The 20,016-nt window shown below is 66.7% G+C and carries 12 protein-coding genes; 2 read left to right on the top strand and 10 right to left on the bottom strand.

Translation table 11 applies throughout. From position 1 onward, the window contains the following. Positions 1–78: 78 nt before the first annotated feature. The 5 genes from N7333_RS13735 to N7333_RS13715 form a co-directional block, all read right to left on the bottom strand. Complete coding sequence (locus tag N7333_RS13735; RefSeq protein ID WP_129482869.1) at positions 79–1,191, bottom strand: alpha-hydroxy acid oxidase; 1,113 nt, start codon at positions 1,189–1,191, stop codon at positions 79–81. A gap of 82 nt (positions 1,192–1,273) precedes the next feature. Then, complete coding sequence (locus N7333_RS13730; protein ID WP_279858989.1) at positions 1,274–1,942, bottom strand: Fe2+-dependent dioxygenase; 669 nt, start codon at positions 1,940–1,942, stop codon at positions 1,274–1,276. A gap of 136 nt (positions 1,943–2,078) precedes the next feature. Beyond that, positions 2,079–4,373 carry a TonB-dependent siderophore receptor gene (locus N7333_RS13725; RefSeq protein ID WP_279858988.1) on the bottom strand — a complete coding sequence of 765 codons (2,295 nt, stop codon included), beginning with the start codon at positions 4,371–4,373 and terminating at the stop codon, positions 2,079–2,081. A 287-nt stretch (positions 4,374–4,660) separates the two neighbouring features. Then, the gene (locus tag N7333_RS13720; protein ID WP_003242791.1) at positions 4,661–5,824 is read right to left on the bottom strand and encodes a type III PLP-dependent enzyme; all 1,164 of its coding nucleotides are present in this window, start codon (positions 5,822–5,824) and stop codon (positions 4,661–4,663) included. 436 nt (positions 5,825–6,260) lie between these two features. Continuing rightward, positions 6,261–8,792 carry a sulfite reductase flavoprotein subunit alpha gene (locus N7333_RS13715; RefSeq protein ID WP_279858987.1) on the bottom strand — a complete coding sequence of 844 codons (2,532 nt, stop codon included), beginning with the start codon at positions 8,790–8,792 and terminating at the stop codon, positions 6,261–6,263. A gap of 236 nt (positions 8,793–9,028) precedes the next feature. On the opposite strand from N7333_RS13715, the gene N7333_RS13710 reads away from it, so the two are divergent. Beyond that, positions 9,029–10,612, top strand: coding sequence for a peptide chain release factor 3 (locus N7333_RS13710; RefSeq protein WP_096827364.1), 1,584 nt, complete (start codon positions 9,029–9,031; stop codon positions 10,610–10,612). A gap of 36 nt (positions 10,613–10,648) precedes the next feature. Here the strand turns inward: N7333_RS13710 and N7333_RS13705 are convergent, their stop codons facing one another. Further along, positions 10,649–13,069, bottom strand: coding sequence for a membrane-bound PQQ-dependent dehydrogenase, glucose/quinate/shikimate family (locus N7333_RS13705; protein ID WP_129482865.1), 2,421 nt, complete (start codon positions 13,067–13,069; stop codon positions 10,649–10,651). A gap of 167 nt (positions 13,070–13,236) precedes the next feature. Between N7333_RS13705 and cobB the strand changes: the two genes are divergently transcribed. Then, positions 13,237–13,944 carry a Sir2 family NAD+-dependent deacetylase gene (cobB, locus tag N7333_RS13700; protein WP_129482864.1) on the top strand — a complete coding sequence of 236 codons (708 nt, stop codon included), beginning with the start codon at positions 13,237–13,239 and terminating at the stop codon, positions 13,942–13,944. 234 nt (positions 13,945–14,178) lie between these two features. Here cobB and N7333_RS13695 read toward each other — a convergent pair whose 3' ends face one another. From N7333_RS13695 to N7333_RS13680, 4 genes are all read right to left on the bottom strand, one after another. Beyond that, entirely contained in the window at positions 14,179–16,359 is a 2,181-nt protein-coding gene (locus N7333_RS13695) for a hypothetical protein (RefSeq protein WP_129482863.1), read from the bottom strand. Positions 16,360–16,476: 117 nt separating this feature from the next. Continuing rightward, positions 16,477–18,201 (bottom strand): fructose-specific PTS transporter subunit EIIC, encoded by a 1,725-nt coding sequence (locus N7333_RS13690; RefSeq protein ID WP_129482862.1) that lies wholly within the window; start codon positions 18,199–18,201, stop codon positions 16,477–16,479. A gap of 11 nt (positions 18,202–18,212) precedes the next feature. Continuing rightward, positions 18,213–19,133, bottom strand: coding sequence for a 1-phosphofructokinase (gene pfkB / locus N7333_RS13685; RefSeq protein ID WP_129482861.1), 921 nt, complete (start codon positions 19,131–19,133; stop codon positions 18,213–18,215). Then, positions 19,133–20,016: putative PEP-binding protein (locus N7333_RS13680; protein WP_347815291.1), on the bottom strand; the 884-nt coding region annotated here is incomplete at its 5' end. The genes N7333_RS13680 and pfkB, both read right to left, overlap by 1 nt.

Raw genomic sequence — 20,016 nt, 5'->3', positions numbered from 1 at the left:
GCGCTCTTATGCGCATGTTGCGCACAGGATCCATGCCCCAGGGGTTGGCGGCGGTCCTGCTGGCCGATGGCAGGCGGCCTAGCGTAGCGTCGAACGCCAGATGACCTGCGGCCCGATACTGGCCAGATCGGCGCAGCCGGTCAGGGCCATGGCCACTTCCAGCTCGGCCCGCAGCAGTTGCAGCACATGCGCCACGCCTATAGCCCCGGCGGTCGCCAGAGCGAAGACGTAGGGCCTGCCCACCAGCACGGCGTCCGCCCCCAGCGCCAGCGCCTTGAGGATGTCGCTGCCACGCCGGATACCGCCATCGAGCAGCAGCGGCACACGCCCCTGCACAGCGGCGGCGACTTCGGGCAGCACGTCGATGGTCGCAGGCAGACCATCGAGCGTGCGTCCGCCATGGTTGGAGACGATCAGCCCGTCCATCCCCGCCGCCATCGCCTGTTCGGCGTCGGCGCCGCTCATGATGCCCTTGAGCAGGATTGGCAAGCGCGTCTGCTCACGCAGCCAGGTGAGGTCGGCCCAGGTCGGCGCCGCGGCCAGCAGCGGGCCACCCAGCAGCAGACTGCCGTTGTGCGGCTCGGCCTGTGCCTGCAGTGGCCGCATTCCGCGCAGATTGACCGCCTCGACGCCTGCCGGCAGGGCGAAACCTGCGCGCTGCTCGCGATTGCGCACGCCATTGACGGGGGCGTCCACGGTCAGCACCAACGCCTGGTAGCCGGCGCTTTCTGCACGGCGGATCAAGGCCGCAGTGAACTCGCGATCAGGCTGGATATACAGCTGGAACCACAGGGGTGCCTGCGCCTGCGCCGCAATGGCCTCCAGCTCGACGCTGGCCTGGGTGCTGACCACCATGCCGGCGCCCAGCGCAGAAGCCGCGAGCACGCTGGCCAGCTCCCCCTCCGGATGCGCCAGCTTCTGATAGGCCACCGGCGCGAGAAAGACCGGATGGGCGAAATCCTGGCCGAACAGGCGCAGGCGCGTATTGCCGCCGCTCAGATCCTGCAGCACCCGCCCACGCAGGCGCAGCCGCTCGAACGCGGCGCGATTGTCGGCCAGGCTCAGCTCGTCGGCGGCGCCGCCGGCCAGATAGGCCCAGGCCTGCTCGCTCATGCGCTCGCGGGCATAGGGTTCGTAGTCGGCGACGGCGGCGATGGTCGGTGGAATCTGCTGCAGTTTGGGCAAGGCCATGGCGTTTCTCGGCGCATTGTCATCGTTGATTCGTAGCCCGGATGCAATCCGGCGCATGCAGCGCAGTTGGCGCTGGGCTGACTCAGGTCTGCGTCCATTGCCGCAACAGGTTGTGGTAGATCCCGGTCAGCCGAACCAGTTCGGGGCTGTCCGGCACCTGCTGGCGCAGCGCCTGGATGCTGTCGTCCAGCTCCAGCAGCACGCTGCGCTGCTCGTCCTGACGCACCAGGCTCTGCACCCAGAAGAACGATGCCAGACGCGCGCCGCGAGTCACCGGCTCGACCCGATGCAGACTGCCGCTGGAATAGAGAATCAGATGGCCGGCCGGCAGCTTGATGCGTTTGTCCTGCACCACCAGCTCGCCGCCTTCGTACTCGTCCGGCTCGCTGAAGAACAGGGTGGCCGAGAGGTCGGCGCGAATCCGATGCGGCGTGCCCGGCACGCTGAACACGGCGTTGTCGATATGGTCGCCATAGGTGCCGCCCTCGGTATAGCGATTGAAGCGCGGCGGCACCACCTTCAGCGGCAACGCGGCGGCCATGAAACGCGGATGCTGGGCCAGGCAGGCCAGGATGAAATCGCCCAGTTGCTGCGTCAGCGGGTCATCCTGAGCAAGCTGCTGATTGGCCTTGACGTTCACCGCCTGGTGCCCGGCGGTGAGCCGACCATCCTGCCAGTTGCCGCCCTCGAGCGCGGCGCGGCACTGCTGCAGTTGTTCGGCATTCAGCACGTCGGGAATGCTCAGCATCATGTTCGGGGTTCTCCAGGGCAAGCGCCGTTGCGAATGATTCTAAAGGGCAGCCGCACTCGGAAAGAAGTCCGATCGGCTGCCACCCAATGAAAACGCCCCGACTGCGTTGCAATCGGGGCGTTTGGGCACAGCGTGCTTAGAAGTGGAAGTTGGTGCTCAGGGTGAAGGTACGTGGATCGCCGAGCATCACGCGACGCCCGTTCCAGTTGCTGGACACGGCGTATTCCTCGTTGGTCAGGTTGTCGATGTTCAGGCGCACGTCGACATTCTGGTTGACCTCGTAGCTGGCCATCGCGGCGAAGGTGGTATAGCTCGGTAGCTTGCCGTACAGACCATTGGCGACGATGCGGCTGGCGTCATCCGGACGTCCGAGGTAGGACGAACCGACATGCTGCGCACCCAGACCCAGGGTCAGCCCCACCGGCAGACGGTAGGTGGTCCACAGGTTGCCGGAAACCTTGGGCGTGAAGGCCAGCTCGTCGCCATCGGTACGCTGGGCGGTGCCGTAGTCGCTCGGATTGGCGCGACGACGCACTTCATCCAGGTAGGCGCTGTGCTTGCGCTCGCTGTCCATGAACACGATGCCGGCGAAGACATCCCAGCTGTCGGTGATCTTGCCGCTGGCGCCCAGCTCAAGCCCTTTGACCACCTGCTCGCCGTAACCCTTGAGGCTGTCGCTGGTCTCGCCGACGTCACGACCGGTGATGGCGACCTTCTTCTTCTCCGTGTAGAACAGCGCCGCAGTGGTGGACAGGCGCTTGTCGAAGAAGTCCCACTTGGTCCCGATCTCGTAGTTGTGCGCACGCACCGGATCGGCGCCATCGACGAACCCGGGGAAGGCCTGGCCGTTTACCCGCGAAATGTCCGGGTTGGACAGGTAAGAGCCCGGGGGCTGGGTGGAGACGCCATAAGCTGCGTAGACACTGCCGTTCTGCGCCGGCTTGTAGACCAGACCGAGCTTGCCGCCGATGCTGAACTCACGGTCATCGAAGCCATCGGCACCGACGGCCGTGCCGGTCTGAACGTTACGGCTGCGAATGTCCACGTCGTACTGCTCCAGGCGCAGGCCGCCGGTCAGCTGCCACTGCGGCGTGAACTCCAGGGTGTCGTAGACGTACAGCGCTACGGTATCGACGTTTACGTCGCTGCGCTCACGCAGACGGCTGCGCTTGGAGACCGGCCCGCTGCGCTCCCAGTCCGGGTCGAAGATGTTGGTGTTGCCTGGGTTGACCTCGGCATAGGTCCCCGCCTCCGCCTCCTCACGAGTGAGTTCGAGACCGGCCGCAAGATTGTGCTTGATCGAACCGGTGGCGAACTGCGCCGAAAGGTTGGTCAGGTTGCTCAGGCTGGTGTTGACCCGGTCGTAGAACTGCGTATCGGTGCGCAGCTGCGTACCGCCCAGATACTGGAAGGGTACGGTGTAGCGCGCCTGACGGTCGACGCGGGCCCAGCGGGTCTGGTTGCTCAGGGTCATGCCGGTGGACAGATCGTGCTCCAGACGTAACAGCAGCGCGTCGCTGGTGGTGTCGTCGAAGTCCGATTTGAGGCCGTAGAACTCATCGCGGTCGACCCCGGAGAGCGCCGGGTTGTAGGGAGTGTCGCCCTTCATGCCCTTGACCGAGGCCCCCGAGACGCCCCAGTCCGGGCGGTCGTTCATCTCGACATGCTCGTAAGCGAGGATGGCGCGAGTTTCCGTACCCAGGCCGAAGGCCAGCGACGGCGCAAAACCCCAGCTGTTCTTCTCGGCATGCTCACGGCCGGCGACGCCGCTGTCCTCGACCAGCAGGTTGAGGCGCAACGCGGTGCTGTCGTTGATGATCTGGTTGGTGTCGAGCGTGGCACGGCGACGCGGCTCGGAGTCGTACTGATCAAAGCCGAAGCTGGCGCCACCGGCGATAAAGCTTTCCAACGTCGGCGTCTTGGTCACCTGGTTGACGTAGCCACCGGCGCCACCGCGGCCGTTGTCGGCCGCCGGGCCTTTGAACACCTCGACCTGCTCGACGTTGAACACGTCGCGGGTATAGCTGCCGTTGTCACGCGCGCCATCGACGAAAATGCTGCCGCTGGTATCGAAACCGCGCAGGCTGAAGTTGTTGGTGCCGCTGGCAAAGCCGTTTTCGCCGGCGTTGAAGCTGATGCCAGGGGTGTTCTTCAGCACATCGGTCAGGGTGCGGGCGTTCTGCTGACGGAACAGGGTTTCCGGAATGACGTTGACCGTTTGCGGCGTATCGAGCAATGCGGCGGTCTGTTTCGGCGAGGACGCCTTGTCGACCTTGAGCCCGTTCTCCTGCTGCCCCTGGACGGTTACATCGCCCAGTTCGACTGCCGACTCCTTCGCCACGGCAAAGCCGGACAGCAGGGCCAGGCCGACGGCCGAGGCCAGCAGATGCCGCTGGGGAAAGGGTGCACGCTTGTTATGTTTATCGCTCACGAGAATCACTCCAGATGAAAACTGCGCGCGATAGTATTTGAGATTCAATCGTAATCAATCTTTACGAATGATTTACATGAAACTTATTTGTAACAAAATTGTCGGCGCCCTTTCGCTCCATCTGACGGACCGCTCTGGCACGCTGAATAGCGGGAATCAGCCGGCTCTGGTCGGCAGAAACGACAACGCCCACACAAGGTGGGCGTTGATCGAGCAACCGTGACATCACCGGTAGGGTGCGCCATGCGCACCGCTACTGGCGGGCAGGCGCAACCTACGCGGCGGTCTTACAGGTAGTAGGACTTCAGCGGCGGGAAGCCGTTGAATTCCACCGCGCTGTAGCTGGTGGTGTAGGCGCCGGTGGACAGCCAGTACAGGCGGTCGCCGCTGGCCAGGTTCAGCGGCAGGCCGTACTTGTAGTGCTCGTACATGATGTCGGCGCTGTCGCAGGTCGGGCCGGCGATCACCACCTCTTCCATCTCGCCCTTCTTCTCGGTCCAGATGGGGAACTTGATCGACTCGTCCATGGTTTCGATCAGGCCGCTGAACTTGCCGACATCGGCATACACCCAGCGCTCGACCGCGGTGCGCGACTTGCGCGCCACCAGCACCACTTCGGACACGAGCACGCCGGCGTTGGCGATCAGCGAGCGGCCCGGCTCGAGAATGATCTCCGGCAGATCGTCACCGAAGTCCTCCTTGAGGAAGCGGGTGATTTCCTCGGCATAGGTTTCCAGGTCGTTGGTGCGCTGGATGTAGTTGGCCGGGAAGCCGCCGCCCATGTTGATCATCTGCAGGGTGATGCCGTCTTCCTCGCGCAGGCGCTCGAAGATCACCTTGACCTTGGCGATGGCGGCGTCCCACACATCGATATCGCGCTGCTGGCTGCCGACGTGGAAGGAGATGCCGTAGGGCACCAGGCCCAGCTGCTTGGCCAGGATCAGCAGGTCCAGGGCCATGTCCGGCTGGCAGCCGAACTTGCGGCTCAGCGGCCAGTCGGCGCTGGTGGAGCCTTCGGTGAGGATGCGCACGTAGATCTTAGAGCCCGGCGCGGCCTTGGCGATGTTGCGCAGGTCGGCCTCGGAGTCGGTGGCGAACAGGCGCACGCCCTTGTCGAAGAAATAACGGATGTCGCGCGACTTCTTGATGGTGTTGCCGTAGCTGATGCGCTCCGGGCCGACACCGGTGGCCATGACTTTGTCCAGCTCGTAGATCGAGGCGATGTCGAAGCTCGAACCCTTGTCGCGCAGCAGTTCGATGATCTCCACGGCGGGGTTGGCCTTGACCGCGTAGTAGATCTTGGCGAAGGGGAAGCAGTTGCCCAACTGATCGTAGGCGTCACTGATGATCTGCCGGTCGATCACCACGAACGGGGTTTCGTGCTGATCGGCGAACGCCTTCATGCGGGCAAAAGTGGCGGGTGCGTAATAGTCTTCGACCTTGATCGACATGCTGGTGACTCCAATGGCAAAACCGGGAACACATTGATTCGGGCAGCAGAACCGCTTACAGGTTCCACCACGTGTCGGGGCTGGCCGCGCAACACGCCGGCCTGAACGTCTGACAGTTTCCCCACTTTGGTTCGCCTACTTCCCAAGGCATGTCGCCGAGCATCACCGGTACCGACCATTCGCCGGCCGGCAACCTCTCGTCGTCAGTACTTGAGCCGGATGGATCGTTTCCAGCATGGACGTTCGGGCGCGGACTTTAAGACCATGCGCCGCGCAGATCAACCGGAAATTCTGCCTAATTTCAGCACGTTCCGGATATCACACAAAACGTCCTGAAATGCTGAACAGGCGGGGCTTTCAGCCAGTTTCGCGCACCCGTGTTTCAGTGCCATTGCAGCACCTCGCGGCGAGCGGCTTGCACCGCTCGCCCACCGGCTCAATACACGTCGCGGCGATAGCGCCCTTCCTCGATCAGATCGTCCACCTCTTGGTCGCCGAGCAGCTCGCGCAATGCCGCATCCACGCCGCCGGCCATGCCCTGCAGGCTGCCGCAAACGTAGATCGCCGCGCCCTCGGCCAGCCAGGCATGCAGACGCTCGCGCTGCTCGCGCAGCAGGTCCTGCACGTAGCGCTTGTCGGCCTGGTCGCGGGAGAACGCCAGATCCACATGCTGCAGCTCGCCTGCGGCCAGCGCCGCCTGCAGCTCGTCGCCACAGAAGAAGTCGCAGGCGCGGTTGCGCTCGCCGAACAGCAGCCAGTTGCGCCCCTGCCCGGCCAGTGCCCGTGCGCGCAGCAACGAGCGCAGTCCGGCCAGGCCGGTACCATTGCCGATCAGGATCAGCGGGCGGTCGTCGTCCGGCAGGTGGAAGCCGCTGTTGCGCCGCACCCGCGCCAGCAATTGCCCGCCGGCTGGCAGATGCTCGGTCAGCCAGCCGGAGCCCAGACCGAGCCTGCCGTCGACCTGCACGGCCTGGCGCACGATCAGTTGCAGCACACCGTCGGCCGCCACCGAGGCGATGGAGTATTCACGCGAACCCAGCGGCGCCAGGGCATCGACCAGCGCCTGGGCGTGCAAACCGACCAGATGCGCGAGGCTGTCCGGCAACTGGCGTTCGGCCAGGGCTTCGCAAAGGCTCAGCGAATGGCCATCGAGGGTTACCGGCTCGAGGCCGTCGCAGCCGGAGTGCTGCAGCCAGGCCTGCACCGCAGCCGGCGCATGACGCGGACGAATTTCCAGGATGTCGCCGGCCTGCCAGGTGCTCTGCGCAGGCGGCGTCAGGCCGAGGAAGAACACCGGCGCACCCTGACTGCCGGGGTTGAGCAGGCGTCGTTCGGCCAGCGTCCAGCTCTGCCAGGGCGCCTGTTCGAAGCGCATCGGCGCGGCGCCGGTCAGCTCGCTCAGCTGCTGTTGCCAGCGCTGCAGTGCGGCCTGGTCAGCGCCATCGACCTCGACGCTGTCGAACAGGCGCTGCGCGCCCTGCAAACCCAGCCAGTCGTTGATGCGCCGGGCGAAGCCGCAGAAGTGCTGATACTGCCGGTCGCCCAGCGCCAGCACGGCGTAGCTCAGCTGTTCGAGCGGCAGCGAGCCGCCCAGCACCTTGCGCTCGAAACCCAGCGCGGCGTCCGGCGCCTCGCCGTCACCGAAGGTGCTGACCACGAACAGCGCCTTGCGCGTCCGGCGCAGGCTGTCGGCATCGAGGCGCGACAGCGGCTCGACCCGCACCGGGATGCCGGCGGCCTGCAATTGCCCGGCGCTCTGCCAGGCCAGTTGCTCGGCAAAGCCGCTCTGGCTGGCGAAGCCGACCAGCCAGCCTTCACCTGAATCATCCGTTTTCATGGCACTGCGCGCAGCCACTGCTGCGCGCTTCTTGCGTCGGCGATCCAGGTACAGCAGCCAGCCGGTGACGAAGAACAGCGGCATGGCCGCCGTGGCCAGCATCATCAGGATGCGCCCGGTCAGACCGAAGTATTCGCCGACATGCAGGGCATAGACGCTGGTCAGCAATTGCGCCTTGAAGCTCTTGTCGGCGTAGCGCTCATGGCGGCTGACGACGCCGGTAGCGGGGTCGATCTGCAACTGGTTGAAGGCACGCACATGCTCGGCGTCGTCGAGCACATAGAAGACCGTCGCCGGCTGCCCCGCCACCGGCGGCAAGCGCAGGTTCCAGGCGACCAGCCTGGGCCCGGCGGCCTGTTGCACGCCCTGCCAGATGGCCGAGTGATCGACCTGCAGTGCAGGCCCGGCGCTCGCATCACGTCCAGCGCGCGACCGCCCTTCGCCATGCTGTTCGGGCGGATTGTCCGAGAGCAGGCGCGTCAGCCCTTCGCGGTACCAGTCGTAGGACCAGTACAGGCCGGTGAGCCCGGCGCAGAGGTAGAACAGCAGCGCCCAGGTACCGGCCACGGCATGCAGGTCCCAGTTGAAGCTGCGACCCTTCTTCTTCCAGTCCAGGGTCAGCCAGGTGCGCCAGTTCAGCGCCTGGCGCGGCCAGCGCAGATACAGGCCGGACAGACAGAAGAACAGCAGCGCCAGGGTGCTGGCCGCGGTGATCTGCTTGCCCACTTCGCCCATGGCCAGGAAGCGGTGCAGCTGCAGCATCAGGCCGAAGAACTGCTGACCGACGGGCTCGGCCAGTATCTGTCCGGTGTAGGGGTCGAAGGTCACGCGCGGCCCGCGCCGCTCGCCCGGCGGCGGCGCGAGAAAGGCAGTGCCGGGGCCATCGTGGCGGCTATCGAGCCACAGGCTGGCGACCCGGTCGGCGCTGGCCGACTCGATCCTGGCGACCAGTTCGGCGGGCTCGAGCCAGCCCTGCTCGCTGCGCTGGATCTGCCAGCGCTCGGCATTCAGGGCCCGGGTGATCTCGCCCTCGAAACTGTAAAGGGCTCCCGTGATACCCATGATGGCCAGCACCAGGCCGGCGCTGATGCCGAAGAACCAGTGCAACTGGAAGATGATTTTCTTGAACACGACGGAGCAACCCCTGCCCTGACCCACTGCGACGGGCGGCTACTCTATATGGGAATAATTTTCATAACCATTCATTTACGCGTTATTTACGCATCTGCGCAGGTGCCGAGAGGCATCGCCCGGCGCGCTTGAGAAACCCGATGGTCGCCCCTCGGCCAGCGCCTGCAGTTATCGGTATAATCGCCAGTTTTCCAGGCACCAAGGTGCCTTCAACGCTTCCATCCAGGCACATATTCATGACCACCCAGGCCGCCGAAGTCGCCAAGCGCCGTACCTTCGCCATCATTTCCCACCCGGACGCCGGTAAGACCACCATCACCGAGAAGCTGCTGCTGATGGGCAAGGCCATCGAAGTGGCCGGCACCGTGAAGTCGCGTAAATCCGACCGTCATGCCACCTCCGACTGGATGGAGATGGAGAAGCAGCGCGGCATCTCCATCACCACCTCGGTGATGCAGTTCCCCTACCGCGAGCACATCGTCAACCTGCTCGACACCCCCGGCCACGAGGACTTCTCCGAAGACACCTACCGCACCCTCACCGCGGTGGACTCGGCCTTGATGGTGCTCGACGGCGGTAAGGGCGTCGAGCCGCGTACCATCGCCCTGATGGACGTGTGCCGCCTGCGCGACACGCCCATCGTCAGCTTTATCAACAAGCTCGACCGCGACATCCGCGACCCCATCGAGCTGCTCGACGAGATCGAGGCGGTGCTGAAGATCAGGGCCGCGCCGATCACCTGGCCGATTGGCTGCTACAAGGATTTCAAGGGCGTCTACCACCTGAGCGGCGACTACATCGTGGTCTACACCCCGGGCCACGGTCACGAGCGCACCGAAGCCAAGATCATCCAGAAGCTGGACTCCGACGAGGCCCGCAACCACCTGGGCGACATGTACGAGCGCTTCGTCGAGGAGCTGGAGCTGGTGCAGGGTGCCTGCCATGAATTCGAGCCCGAAGCCTTCCTCAAGGGCGAAATGACCCCGGTGTTCTTCGGCACCGCGCTGGGCAATTTCGGTGTCGATCATGTGCTCGACGCCGTGGTCGACTGGGCGCCGCGCCCACTGCCACGCGCAGCCAACGAGCGCACGGTGGAGCCGACCGAGGAGAAGTTCTCCGGCTTCGTGTTCAAGATCCAGGCGAACATGGACCCGAAGCACCGCGACCGCATCGCCTTCATGCGCATCTGCTCGGGCAAGTACACCCAGGGCATGAAGATGCGCCACGCGCGCCTGGGCAAGGACGTGCGCGTCGGCGACGCCCTGACCTTCTTCTCCAGCGAGCGTGAACACCTGGAAGAAGCCTACGCCGGCGACATCATCGGCCTGCACAACCACGGCACCATCCAGATCGGCGACACCTTCACCGAAGGCGAGAACCTGGGCTTCACCGGCATCCCGCACTTCGCCCCGGAACTGTTCCGCCGTGTGCGCCTGAAGGATCCGCTGAAATCCAAACAGCTGCGCCAGGGCCTGCAGGAGCTGGCCGAGGAAGGCGCCACCCAGGTGTTCTTCCCCGAACGCAACAACGACATCGTGCTCGGCGCCGTCGGTGTGCTGCAGTTCGACGTGGTCGCCAGCCGCCTGAAGGAGGAATACAAGGTGGAGTGCGCCTACGAGGCGATCAACGTCTGGTCGGCGCGCTGGATCGAATGCAGCGACGAGAAGAAGCTCAAGGAATTCAAGGACAAGGCCTACGAGAACCTCGCCGTGGACGGCGGCGGCCACCTCACCTACCTGGCCCCGACCCGCGTCAACCTCAGCCTGATGGAAGAGCGCTGGCCGGAGATCAAGTTCCGCGCGACTCGTGAGCACCACTGACATTGAACAAGGCCCGCTCTGCGGGCCTTGTTCCGTTTACTCATCTTCCTCCAGCGTCCAGGCCACCAGCGAGTCGCCCATGCGCGTACCGAACGAGCCGTGCCCGCCGGCCATCACCACCACGTACTGCTTGCCGGTCTTTTCCGAGACGTAGCTGATCGGCGTGGCCTGGCCGCCTGCCGGCAACCTGTCCTTCCACAGCTCCTCGCCGGTGCGCATGTCGTAGGCGCGCAGGTAGTAGTCCAGGGTGCCGCTGAGAAAGCCCAGGCCACTGGCGGTGATCAACGGGCCGCCGAGGTTCGGCACACCGACGGTCAGGGGAATACCCAGCGGCGCACTGTCGCGGCTGGTGCCGTTCTTGCGCTGCCAGACCTTGTCCATGCTGCGCAGGTCGACCGCGGTGACATAGCCCCATGGCGGCGCCTGGCATGGCAGCCCCAGCGGTGACAGGAAGGGCTCCAGGCTGACCATGTAAGGCGCGCCGAGGTTGGGTTGCAGGCCGCGTTCGCTGCCGCCGGCACCGGCCTGCTCGCCGCCCTCCTCGCGCTTGACCAGGCGCGAGACGAAGGCCAGGTAATTGGGCGCGCCGAAGAGGATCTGCCGCTGCGGATCGACCGCCACCGAGGGCCAGTTGAACACCCCGACGTTGCCCGGATAGATCAGCGAACCCTGCTCCGACGGCGGGGTGAAGTCGCCCTCGTAACGCAGTCGATGGAATTGGATGCGGCAGATCAGCTGGTCGAACGGCGTACCGCCCCACATGTCGCGCTCGTGCAGCGGCTCCTCGGGGGCATAGCTGAGTGCCGAGGCCGGCTGGGTCGGCGCGGTGAAGTCGCCCTCCACCGTGCCCTGCGGCACCGGCTGTTCGCTGACCGGCACGATGGGCTCGCCGCTGCGCCGGTCGAGCACGTAGAGGTCGCCGCGCTTGGTTGCCTGGATGATCGCCGGCACCGGCCCCTCGGGGCCTTCGATATCCACCAGGGTGGGCTGGGACGGCAGGTCGCGGTCCCACAGATCATGGTGCACGGTGCGAAACTCCCAGCGCACCCGTCCGCTTTCCAGGTCGAGCGCCACCAGCGCCGCGGTGAAACGCTCGGCCTCGGCGCTGCGCTGCACACCCCACTGATCGGGCGTCTGGTTGCCCATGGGGATGTACACCAGGCCCAGTGCCTCGTCCGCCGTGGCGATGGTCCAGGAGTTCGGCGTGCTGCGCACGTAGGTTTCGCCGGCTGGCAGCGGCTCGGTGGCATCGGGACGGCCAGGATCGAAGTTCCACACCAGCTCGCCGCTGCGCACGTCATAGGCACGAATCACCCCGCCCGGCGAATCCACCGAGCCGTTGTCGGTCACCGAACCGCCAACTATCACCAGCTTCTCGGTGACCACCGGTGGCGAGGTGGGCAGGTAGACGCCCAGCGCGTCATCGCCCAGGCCCACCTTGAGATCGACCATGCCGCCCTCGCCGAACTCCTCGCAGGGCTCGCCGTCGTGCACATCGAGCGCGTACAGGGTCGCGTCGTTGGTCGGCAGGAACAGGCGCTGGGTGCAGCGTGGCGGTGCCTGCGGCGAAAGCTCGGGGAGCGCGCCGTCTCGCGCCGCGATCAGCGGGCCGGCATAGGCAGCCGCATCGTGATAGGCCAGGCCGCGGCAGGTCATGTGCTGGTAGTACTCGGCCTGGCGATTGATGGCCGGGTCGAAGCGCCAGCGCTCCTCGCCGGTATCGGCATCCACGGCGATGGCGATGCTGTGCGGCGTGCAGATGAACAGGTTGTCACCGACCTTCAGCGGCGTCACCTGATTGGTAATCTCCCCGGGGTCGCCTTCACCGGGCAGATCGCCGGTGTGAAACTCCCAGGCCTTCTTCAGCCGCCCGACATTGGCCGAGGTGATCTGCTCGGCACCAGCGTAGCGTTCGCCACGCGACGAGCCGCCGTAAGCTGTCCATTCGCTGGCCGAACGCCGGGTCGGCACCGCGGCGGCAGCGGCCATGCGCGGCTCGTCGAAACGGCCGGGCAGGCGATGGTAATCCTGGGTCAGCGAATAGCCCGCCATGCCCGCGCCCAGCAGCAGGCCGATGCCCAGCACCACGCTGGCGCCGTCACGCCAGGGCTGCCCGGGGGCGATGTGCCGGTTGATCCACGGCAGCAGCAGCCACAGGCCGAGCACGCACCACAGGTCGATGCGCGGCGCCATCTGCCACCAGTCGAAGCGCACCTCGTACACCGTCCAGGCCAGGCTCGCCAGCAGCACCAGGGCGTACAGCCACAGGGCCGCCCGCTGGCGGCGATGAATCAGCACGCCCACCAGCAGCAGACCGAGGCCGGCCAGCAGGTAGTACCAGGACCCGCCCAGCCACGCCAGATAGGCGCCACCCAGCGCCAGCAGCGCACCGAGCATGGCGACCAGCCAGGCCGTCAGGGTGATGCGCAGGGGCTGCACCTTGTTGTTCTCGAACATTCCTAACTCCCCGAATCACCGCCCCGTCCAGACCGGGGCCGTGATCTGTGGATACGGAGCACAGGCGAGAGTTCAGGGATTCTGCGGCGGCATTAGGCTCAGCCAACTCCCCGCAGCACCGGCCTTGGCATAAAGTGGCGCCTGACCCCGATCTCCCTGGAGCGCCAATGTCTCATCCGAACATCGTCATCCTTACCGGTGCGGGGATTTCCGCCGAGAGCGGCATCCGCACCTTCCGCGCATCCGACGGCCTGTGGGAGGACCACCGCATCGAAGAGGTGGCCACGCCCGAAGGCTTCGCCCGCGACCCGGCGCTGGTGCAGCGCTTCTACGACATGCGCCGCGCCCAGCTGCGTGATCCGGCCATCGCGCCGAACGCCGGGCATCTGGCCCTGGCCGAACTGGAGGCCGGCTGGCAGGGCGATTTCCTGCTGGTCACGCAGAACGTCGACAACCTGCACGAGCGTGCCGGCTCCAGGAACCTGCTGCACATGCACGGCGAGTTGCAGTCGATGCTGTGCAGCAACAGCCAGCAGCGCTTTCCACTACTGGATGACATGCCGGTCAGCCGGGCGTGCACCTGCTGCGGCCTGGTCGGCACCTTGCGCCCGGATATCGTCTGGTTCGGCGAGATGCCCTATCACATGGAGCGCATCTACGACGCCCTGGAGCAGTGCGAGCTGTTCGTCAGCATCGGCACCTCGGGGCATGTCTACCCGGCGGCGGGTTTCGTCGAGCAGGCACGTCGTGCGGGCGCGCATACGCTGGAGATCAATCTGGAACCGAGCCAGGGCCATTCGCTGTTCGCCGAGAAACGCTATGGGCCGGCTACCGAGCAGCTGCCGCGCTGGGTGGCGGAACTGTTGGCGGGTTGAGCGGCATGAGCCCGGACGCCGTAGGGCGGACCGGGACGCCGGCCGCTCGTAGCGCCAGCGAACAGTCCGCCGCATCTCCGTGTCAGACACGTCCAACGGCGGCGCACTGCTTCGCGAGTACGCTCTACCCGGCTAAGAGCCACAGACCTTGTAGGAGCCAGCTTGCTGGCGATCAGTCTATCCGCCACAACAAGATCGCCGGCAAGCCGGCTCCTACAAAAGCACCCGCGCCCTTCAGCCAGCCGCGGCGTCGACGGGCGCCGCCGCTTCGGCCGGCACCTCCGGCGTCGGCTTGAACACGCCGTTGCTCCAGGCGTAGTAGCCCAGCCCCAGCGCCAGCAGCAGGGCGATGATCCAGGGCCATACCACCGGCTTGTTGGCATAGGGGTCGCGCAGCGCACGGTCGCTGCCCTTGGGCAGTACCGCCATCTGCGTGAGTTCGGTGCCGAAGGGAATGCTGATGCGCGCCTGGGCATTCACCGCCCAGCCGTTACCGTCGAGGATCGGCCCCAGGCTGCGCCGACGCAGCTTGAACCAGGCCAGCAGCATGGCAGGGCCGGAGATGGCCAGCAGCACGCAGATAAACAGCAGCGGAATCTGCCACCAGACCAATGACAGAATCCCCGTCACCACCGCGGCCAGCGCCGTGCCCAGGGCGCCGACGGCGAGGCCGATGGCGGCGAAGATCCCGGCGAACTTGGCGATATCGAACGCCGGTGCCGGCGTCGCAGCAGGCGCGGCGCCGGTTTCGCCGACCTTGGCCGCGGCCTTGTTGACCATGTCGGCGTCGCGGCTGGCCGCCAGCTTCTGCACCTGATCGGACACCAGCTTGGAAACGCGTCGATACGGCGACCAGAACGCCTCGCGGATGCTGATGGCGTTCTGCACCACCTTGACCACGGTGGCATCCCAGTCGTTGCCGTCGCGGTCGTAGAACAGACCATGGCGACCGGCCTGCAGGTCGCCCTCGCTACCGGCGGTCACCGCCACCACGATGTTCAGCGCCTCCTTGCCGCGCACCGGCTCGCCGCGACGGGTGCAGGCGCAGTAGAGCAGGAAGCAGTCGCTGGCCGCCGCCACCTTGGCATGCGCCTCGACATCGCCCACTTCCACCACCAGATCGCAACTCTTGCCGTCGATGTACAGCACGCCGGCCTGGAACACCGCCTTGTCCTGGCGGGCATAGAAACGCTGGAACGAGACAAAGTTTCGCAGCAGCTCAATCAGGCCGTGACGCAGGCGAATCAGCTTGTCCAGATCGACCAGGCCGCCAGCCGCCTCGGCCACCGCCTTGTCCTGCTCGACCAGGGCCAGCAGGCGCGTCTCGATGCCCTGCTCCACCAGTTCGAGAATGCGCCCGCGGCTCAGCACCTCGGCGATCGCCGGCTTGGGCGCCTCCGCCTGCCAGGCCAGGTAGTTGCCACAGAGCGTCAACAGGTGCTGCCACTGCTCGCGCGACAGGCTGTCCAGCTCGCCATAGACCGGCACCACCACGCGCTGACGGAAAGCGGCAATGGCGTCCTGCCAGGCCGGGTTGAGACCTTTGCTCAGCGGCAGATGATCGCCTTGCTGCACCGCGGCCAGCGGCAGGCCGGCCACTTCGCCGGCATCGGCCAGCGACAGCGAGGCCAGGCGCACCAGCTCCTCTTCTCGGGCGTTCATCAACGCCGCCGCGCGCGGGTCGAACTCAGCCATGGCCACACGGGTGAAATAGTCGTCGATCTTGTCGCGCACCGCGCTCAGCGTCTCGACCGCCGCCACCGTGCCCTCGCCGAACACGTCCAGCCCCTGCTCGGCGACCCGGGCATGCCAGGCGTGCATCTGCCGCGCCTGATCGAAGAAGGCAGCGATCTGCTCGACGCCGATGGCCGGCTCGCCACTGCGGTCGGTCTGCGCGCCCAGGCAGGCGATGATGTCGGCGATGGCCGCCTTGAGCGTGGCGTCGTCGGTAAGGCTGGCCGGCACCAGGCCGTCGCCGTTGGCCTCGTGCGGCGGGAACAGCTGCGCCAGGTTGGCGGTATCGGCTGGCGTCAGGCTATCGCCATCGGCACGCCCGAGTAGGCTCAGCAGGCGCTGGGCGGCCAGACGCAGGCGCGTGCCCTCGGCATCGTCGGTCAGCGAGGCCAGTTGCAGCGGCCCCGGCTGGAACAGCACCGCCGGGTCGGCCAGGCGTGCCAGGGTCCAGTCCACCACGTCGAGAATCTCCGGGGCGCGAATACGACCGTCCTTGTTCAGGTCGATGTAATCGAGCATGCGCCGGTCCAGCTCCAGGTTGTTCACCGGGCAGGCCAGGCTGGCCCAGAGTTTCTGGTCCAGGCCGCGCAGGGCGGCGAGGTCGGCCGGGGTTTCCAGTTGCACCTGATCGAAACCGCCGGCACGGAAGAAGCGCCAGCGATGCGCGAGAGCTTGAGTCATCTACAGAAGATCCTTTCTGGCTGAGGGGGATGGCGCCAAGGGGCAGGCGGGTGAGCCGCCGCCCCTACTTCCCAGGCGCTGATTAGGCCAGTGTAACCGAGCCTCGCGCCCCTGCACTCATTGCGCGCTGGCCACCAGCGGCTGCGCTTCGCCCTGCTTGATCAGCGCATAGAGCACGCCAGTGACCAGGCTGCCGGCGACGATGGCGAGCAGGTAGAGCAAGGCATGGTTGATCGCATTGGGGATCAGCAGCACGAACAGCCCGCCATGCGGCGCCATCAGTTTGCAACCGAAGTACATCGACAGCGCGCCGGTCAGCGCGCCGCCGGCGATGCTCGCCGGGATCACCCGCAGCGGGTCCTTGGCGGCGAAGGGTATCGCCCCCTCGGAGATGAAGCACAACCCCAGCACCCCGGCCGCCTTGCCGGCTTGGCGTTCGCTCTGGGCGAACTTGCGCCGCGCCAGCACGGTGGCGATGGCCATGCCGATGGGCGGCACCATGCCGGCCGCCATGGTCGCGGCCATCGGCGCATAACTGCTCGACGCCAGCAGGCCGACGGAGAAGGCATAGGCCGCCTTGTTGATCGGCCCGCCGAGATCGACGCACATCATGCCGCCGAGCAGCACGCCGAGCAGGATCGCGTTGGTGCTGCCCATGCCGTCGAGAAAGGCGGTGAGCCCCGCGAGCATGCCGGCCACCGGGCTGCCGACCAGGTAGATCATCACCAGCCCGGTGAACAGGCTGGCCACCAGCGGAATGATCAGAATCGGTTTGAGCGCCTCGACGCTGGCCGGCAGGCGCACCCAATGGGCGATGGCCTTGGCCGAATAGCCGGCAAGAAAACCGGCGACGATACCGCCGATAAAGCCGGCGCCCAGCGAGCTGGCCAACAGCCCGCCGATCATCCCCGGTGCCAGGCCCGGACGGTCGGCGATGGAATAGGCGATGTAGCCTGCCAGCAGCGGCACCATCAGCTGGAACGCGGTCTCGCCGCCGATCTTCATCAGCGCAGCGGCCAGGGTGCCCTCCTCCTTGAACGCCTCGATGCCAAAGACGAACGACAGGGCGATCAGCAGACCGCCGGCCACCACCATCGGCAGCATGTAGGACACCCCGGTGAGCAGGTGCTTGTAGGGGCCGGACTTCTCGCCGCTGGCGGCTGGCGCACTGCCGGCGCTGGGCGCCGCCTCGGCCAGCGGGCGTGCCTCGTTCAGGGCGCGTTCCAGGGTCTGTTGCGGCTGTTTCAGTGCCACGCCGGTGCCGCAGCGATAGACCTTCTTGCCGGCGAAACGGGCGGTGTCCACCTCGATGTCTGCGGCCAGCAGCACGGCATCGGCAGCGGCGATGGCGGCCTCGTCGAGCAGGTTGCGCGCTCCCACGGAGCCGCGGGTTTCCACCTGCAACTCGATGCCCATACGCATCGCCGCCTGCTGCAGCGCCTCGGCGGCCATGAAGGTGTGCGCCACGCCGGTGGGACAGGCAGTGACTGCCACCAGCCGCTTGCTCCCGCTCGGCGCGGCGGCATCCTCGGCATAGGGCCGGGCCCGCTCGGGGGCTTCGCGCAGAAAGCGCTGCGGGTCGGCCAGCGCCTCGGCCGGCGTGGCCTGCAGCAGGGGTTTGCCGACGAAACGGCCGAGCGCCAGCTCGCCGGTCTTGACCACCAGCACCAGATCGGCAGCGGCGATATCCGCCTCGCTCAAGGGCGCTCCGATGGCGCGGGCGTCGTGCACCTCGACACGGGTTTGCCAGCCCAGGCGCTCGGCTGCCGCCTGCAACAGACGCGAGCAGAGCACGCTGGTGACCTGGCCATTGGGGCAGGCGGTAACGATCAGCAGGTTCATGTCAGTGCCTCTTATTCTTCTATGGGGTGCAGTTGTACGGCCGCCTCGAGACGGGCCAACTGCTCGCGATCGTGGATGCCGAAACCGATCTGGGTGACCGCCTGCGCGGCCACCGCGGTGGCCAGACGCAAGATGCGTTCGGCCGGCCAGCCTTCGAGCAGGCCATGCAGGCTGGCCGCCAGCAGCGAGTCGCCGGCACCGACCGTGCTGGCCACCTCGACCCGCGGCGGCACCGCACGCAGGGCGATGTCCGGGCCATGCCAGTCGACACCGGCCGCGCCGCGCGACAGCAGCACATGCTCGATGCCCTGTGCACGCAGGCCCTGCACGGCGGCGGACAGATCGCCGCCGCAGACCTCGGCCAGTTCTTCCTCGTTGGGTTTGATCAGCCAGGGCGCGACGCCCAGCGCCGCACGCAGGGCCTCGCCACTGCTATCGGCCGCCAGCGGCACGCCACTGGCCTTAATCTGCCGCAGCAGGCCGGCGAACCATTGCGGCGTCACCCCACGCGGCAGGCTGCCGGCCACCACCACGGCGTCATGCCCGGCCAACAGCGGCTGCAGTTCGTCCTGCAGACGTTGCAGGTGCTCGGCCTCGACCTGCGGGCCGGGACCGTTGAGGTCGGTGATGCGACCATCGGCTTCGGCCAACTTGATATTGCTGCGCGTCTCGCCCGGCACGCGGACGAACAGGTCGTGAAAACCGCGCTTGTGCATCAGGCTGTCGAACGGTGCGGCGTTGGCGCGACCGAGAAAACCGGCCACGCTCAGGTTGTGGCCGAGGTCGGCGAGCACCTGAGCCACGTTCAGGCCCTTGCCGGCGGCGTGGCTGCGCAGCTCATGGCAGCGGTTGATCGCCCCGGCCTGCAGGCGCTCGAGGCTCAGGGTCAGATCCAGCGCCGGGTTCAGGGTGAGGGTCAGAATGCGTGCCATCAGTGCATCTCCGCGACCAGCGCGCGTACCGCGCCGGCACTGTCCAGGGTCAGGGCCCGTGCCGCCAGGGCACGAGCCTGCTGGCAATCCAGTTCGCGCACGCGCGCCTTGACCAGGGCAATCGAGCGCGGCGTCACGCTCAGCTCGTCGACGCCCAGGCCGACCAGCAGCGGCACGGCCAGACGGTCGCTGGCCAGTTCGCCGCAGACGCCGACCCACTTGCCCTCGGCATGCGCCGCCGTGGCGGTCATTTCGATCAGGCGCAGCACCGCCGGGTGCAGGCCGTCGGCCTGCGCCGAGAGGGTCGGATGACCGCGGTCGATGGCCAGGCAGTACTGCGTCAGGTCATTGGTGCCGATGCTGAAGAAGTCCACCTCGCGCGCCAGCACCGGCGCCAGCAGCGCCGCCGAAGGCACTTCGATCATGATGCCGAGCTGCAGATCGGCTACCTCGATCTCTGCGCGCAGGCGCTGCACCAGGTCACGCGCCGCGCGCCACTCCTCTACCGCGCCGACCATGGGGAACATGATGCGCAGCGGACGGCCATCGGCCGATGCCAGCAGTGCGCGCAGCTGGGTTTCGAGAATTTCCGGGCGCTGCAGGCTGAGGCGGATGCCGCGCACGCCGAGGAAGGGGTTCTCCTCGGCCGGCATCGGCCAGTAGGGCAAGGGCTTGTCGCCACCGACGTCGAGGGTGCGCACCACCAGCGGCCGGCCGTCCAGGGCGTCGAGCACGCGCCGATACTCGCGCTCCTGAGCGGCCTGGTCGGGCGCCTGGGCGTGCTCCATGAACACCAGCTCGGTGCGCAGCAGGCCCACCGCATCGGCGCCCAGTTCCACCGCATCGGCGGTTTCGCCACTGGCGCCGATATTGGCCGCCACCT

This window comes from Pseudomonas sp. GD04158 (assembly GCF_029834875.1).
Classification (GTDB): Bacteria; Pseudomonadota; Gammaproteobacteria; order Pseudomonadales; family Pseudomonadaceae; genus Aquipseudomonas; species Aquipseudomonas hydrolytica.
Note: the sequence above shows the minus strand (reverse complement) of the source record. Positions and strands in the feature narration are given on the sequence as shown.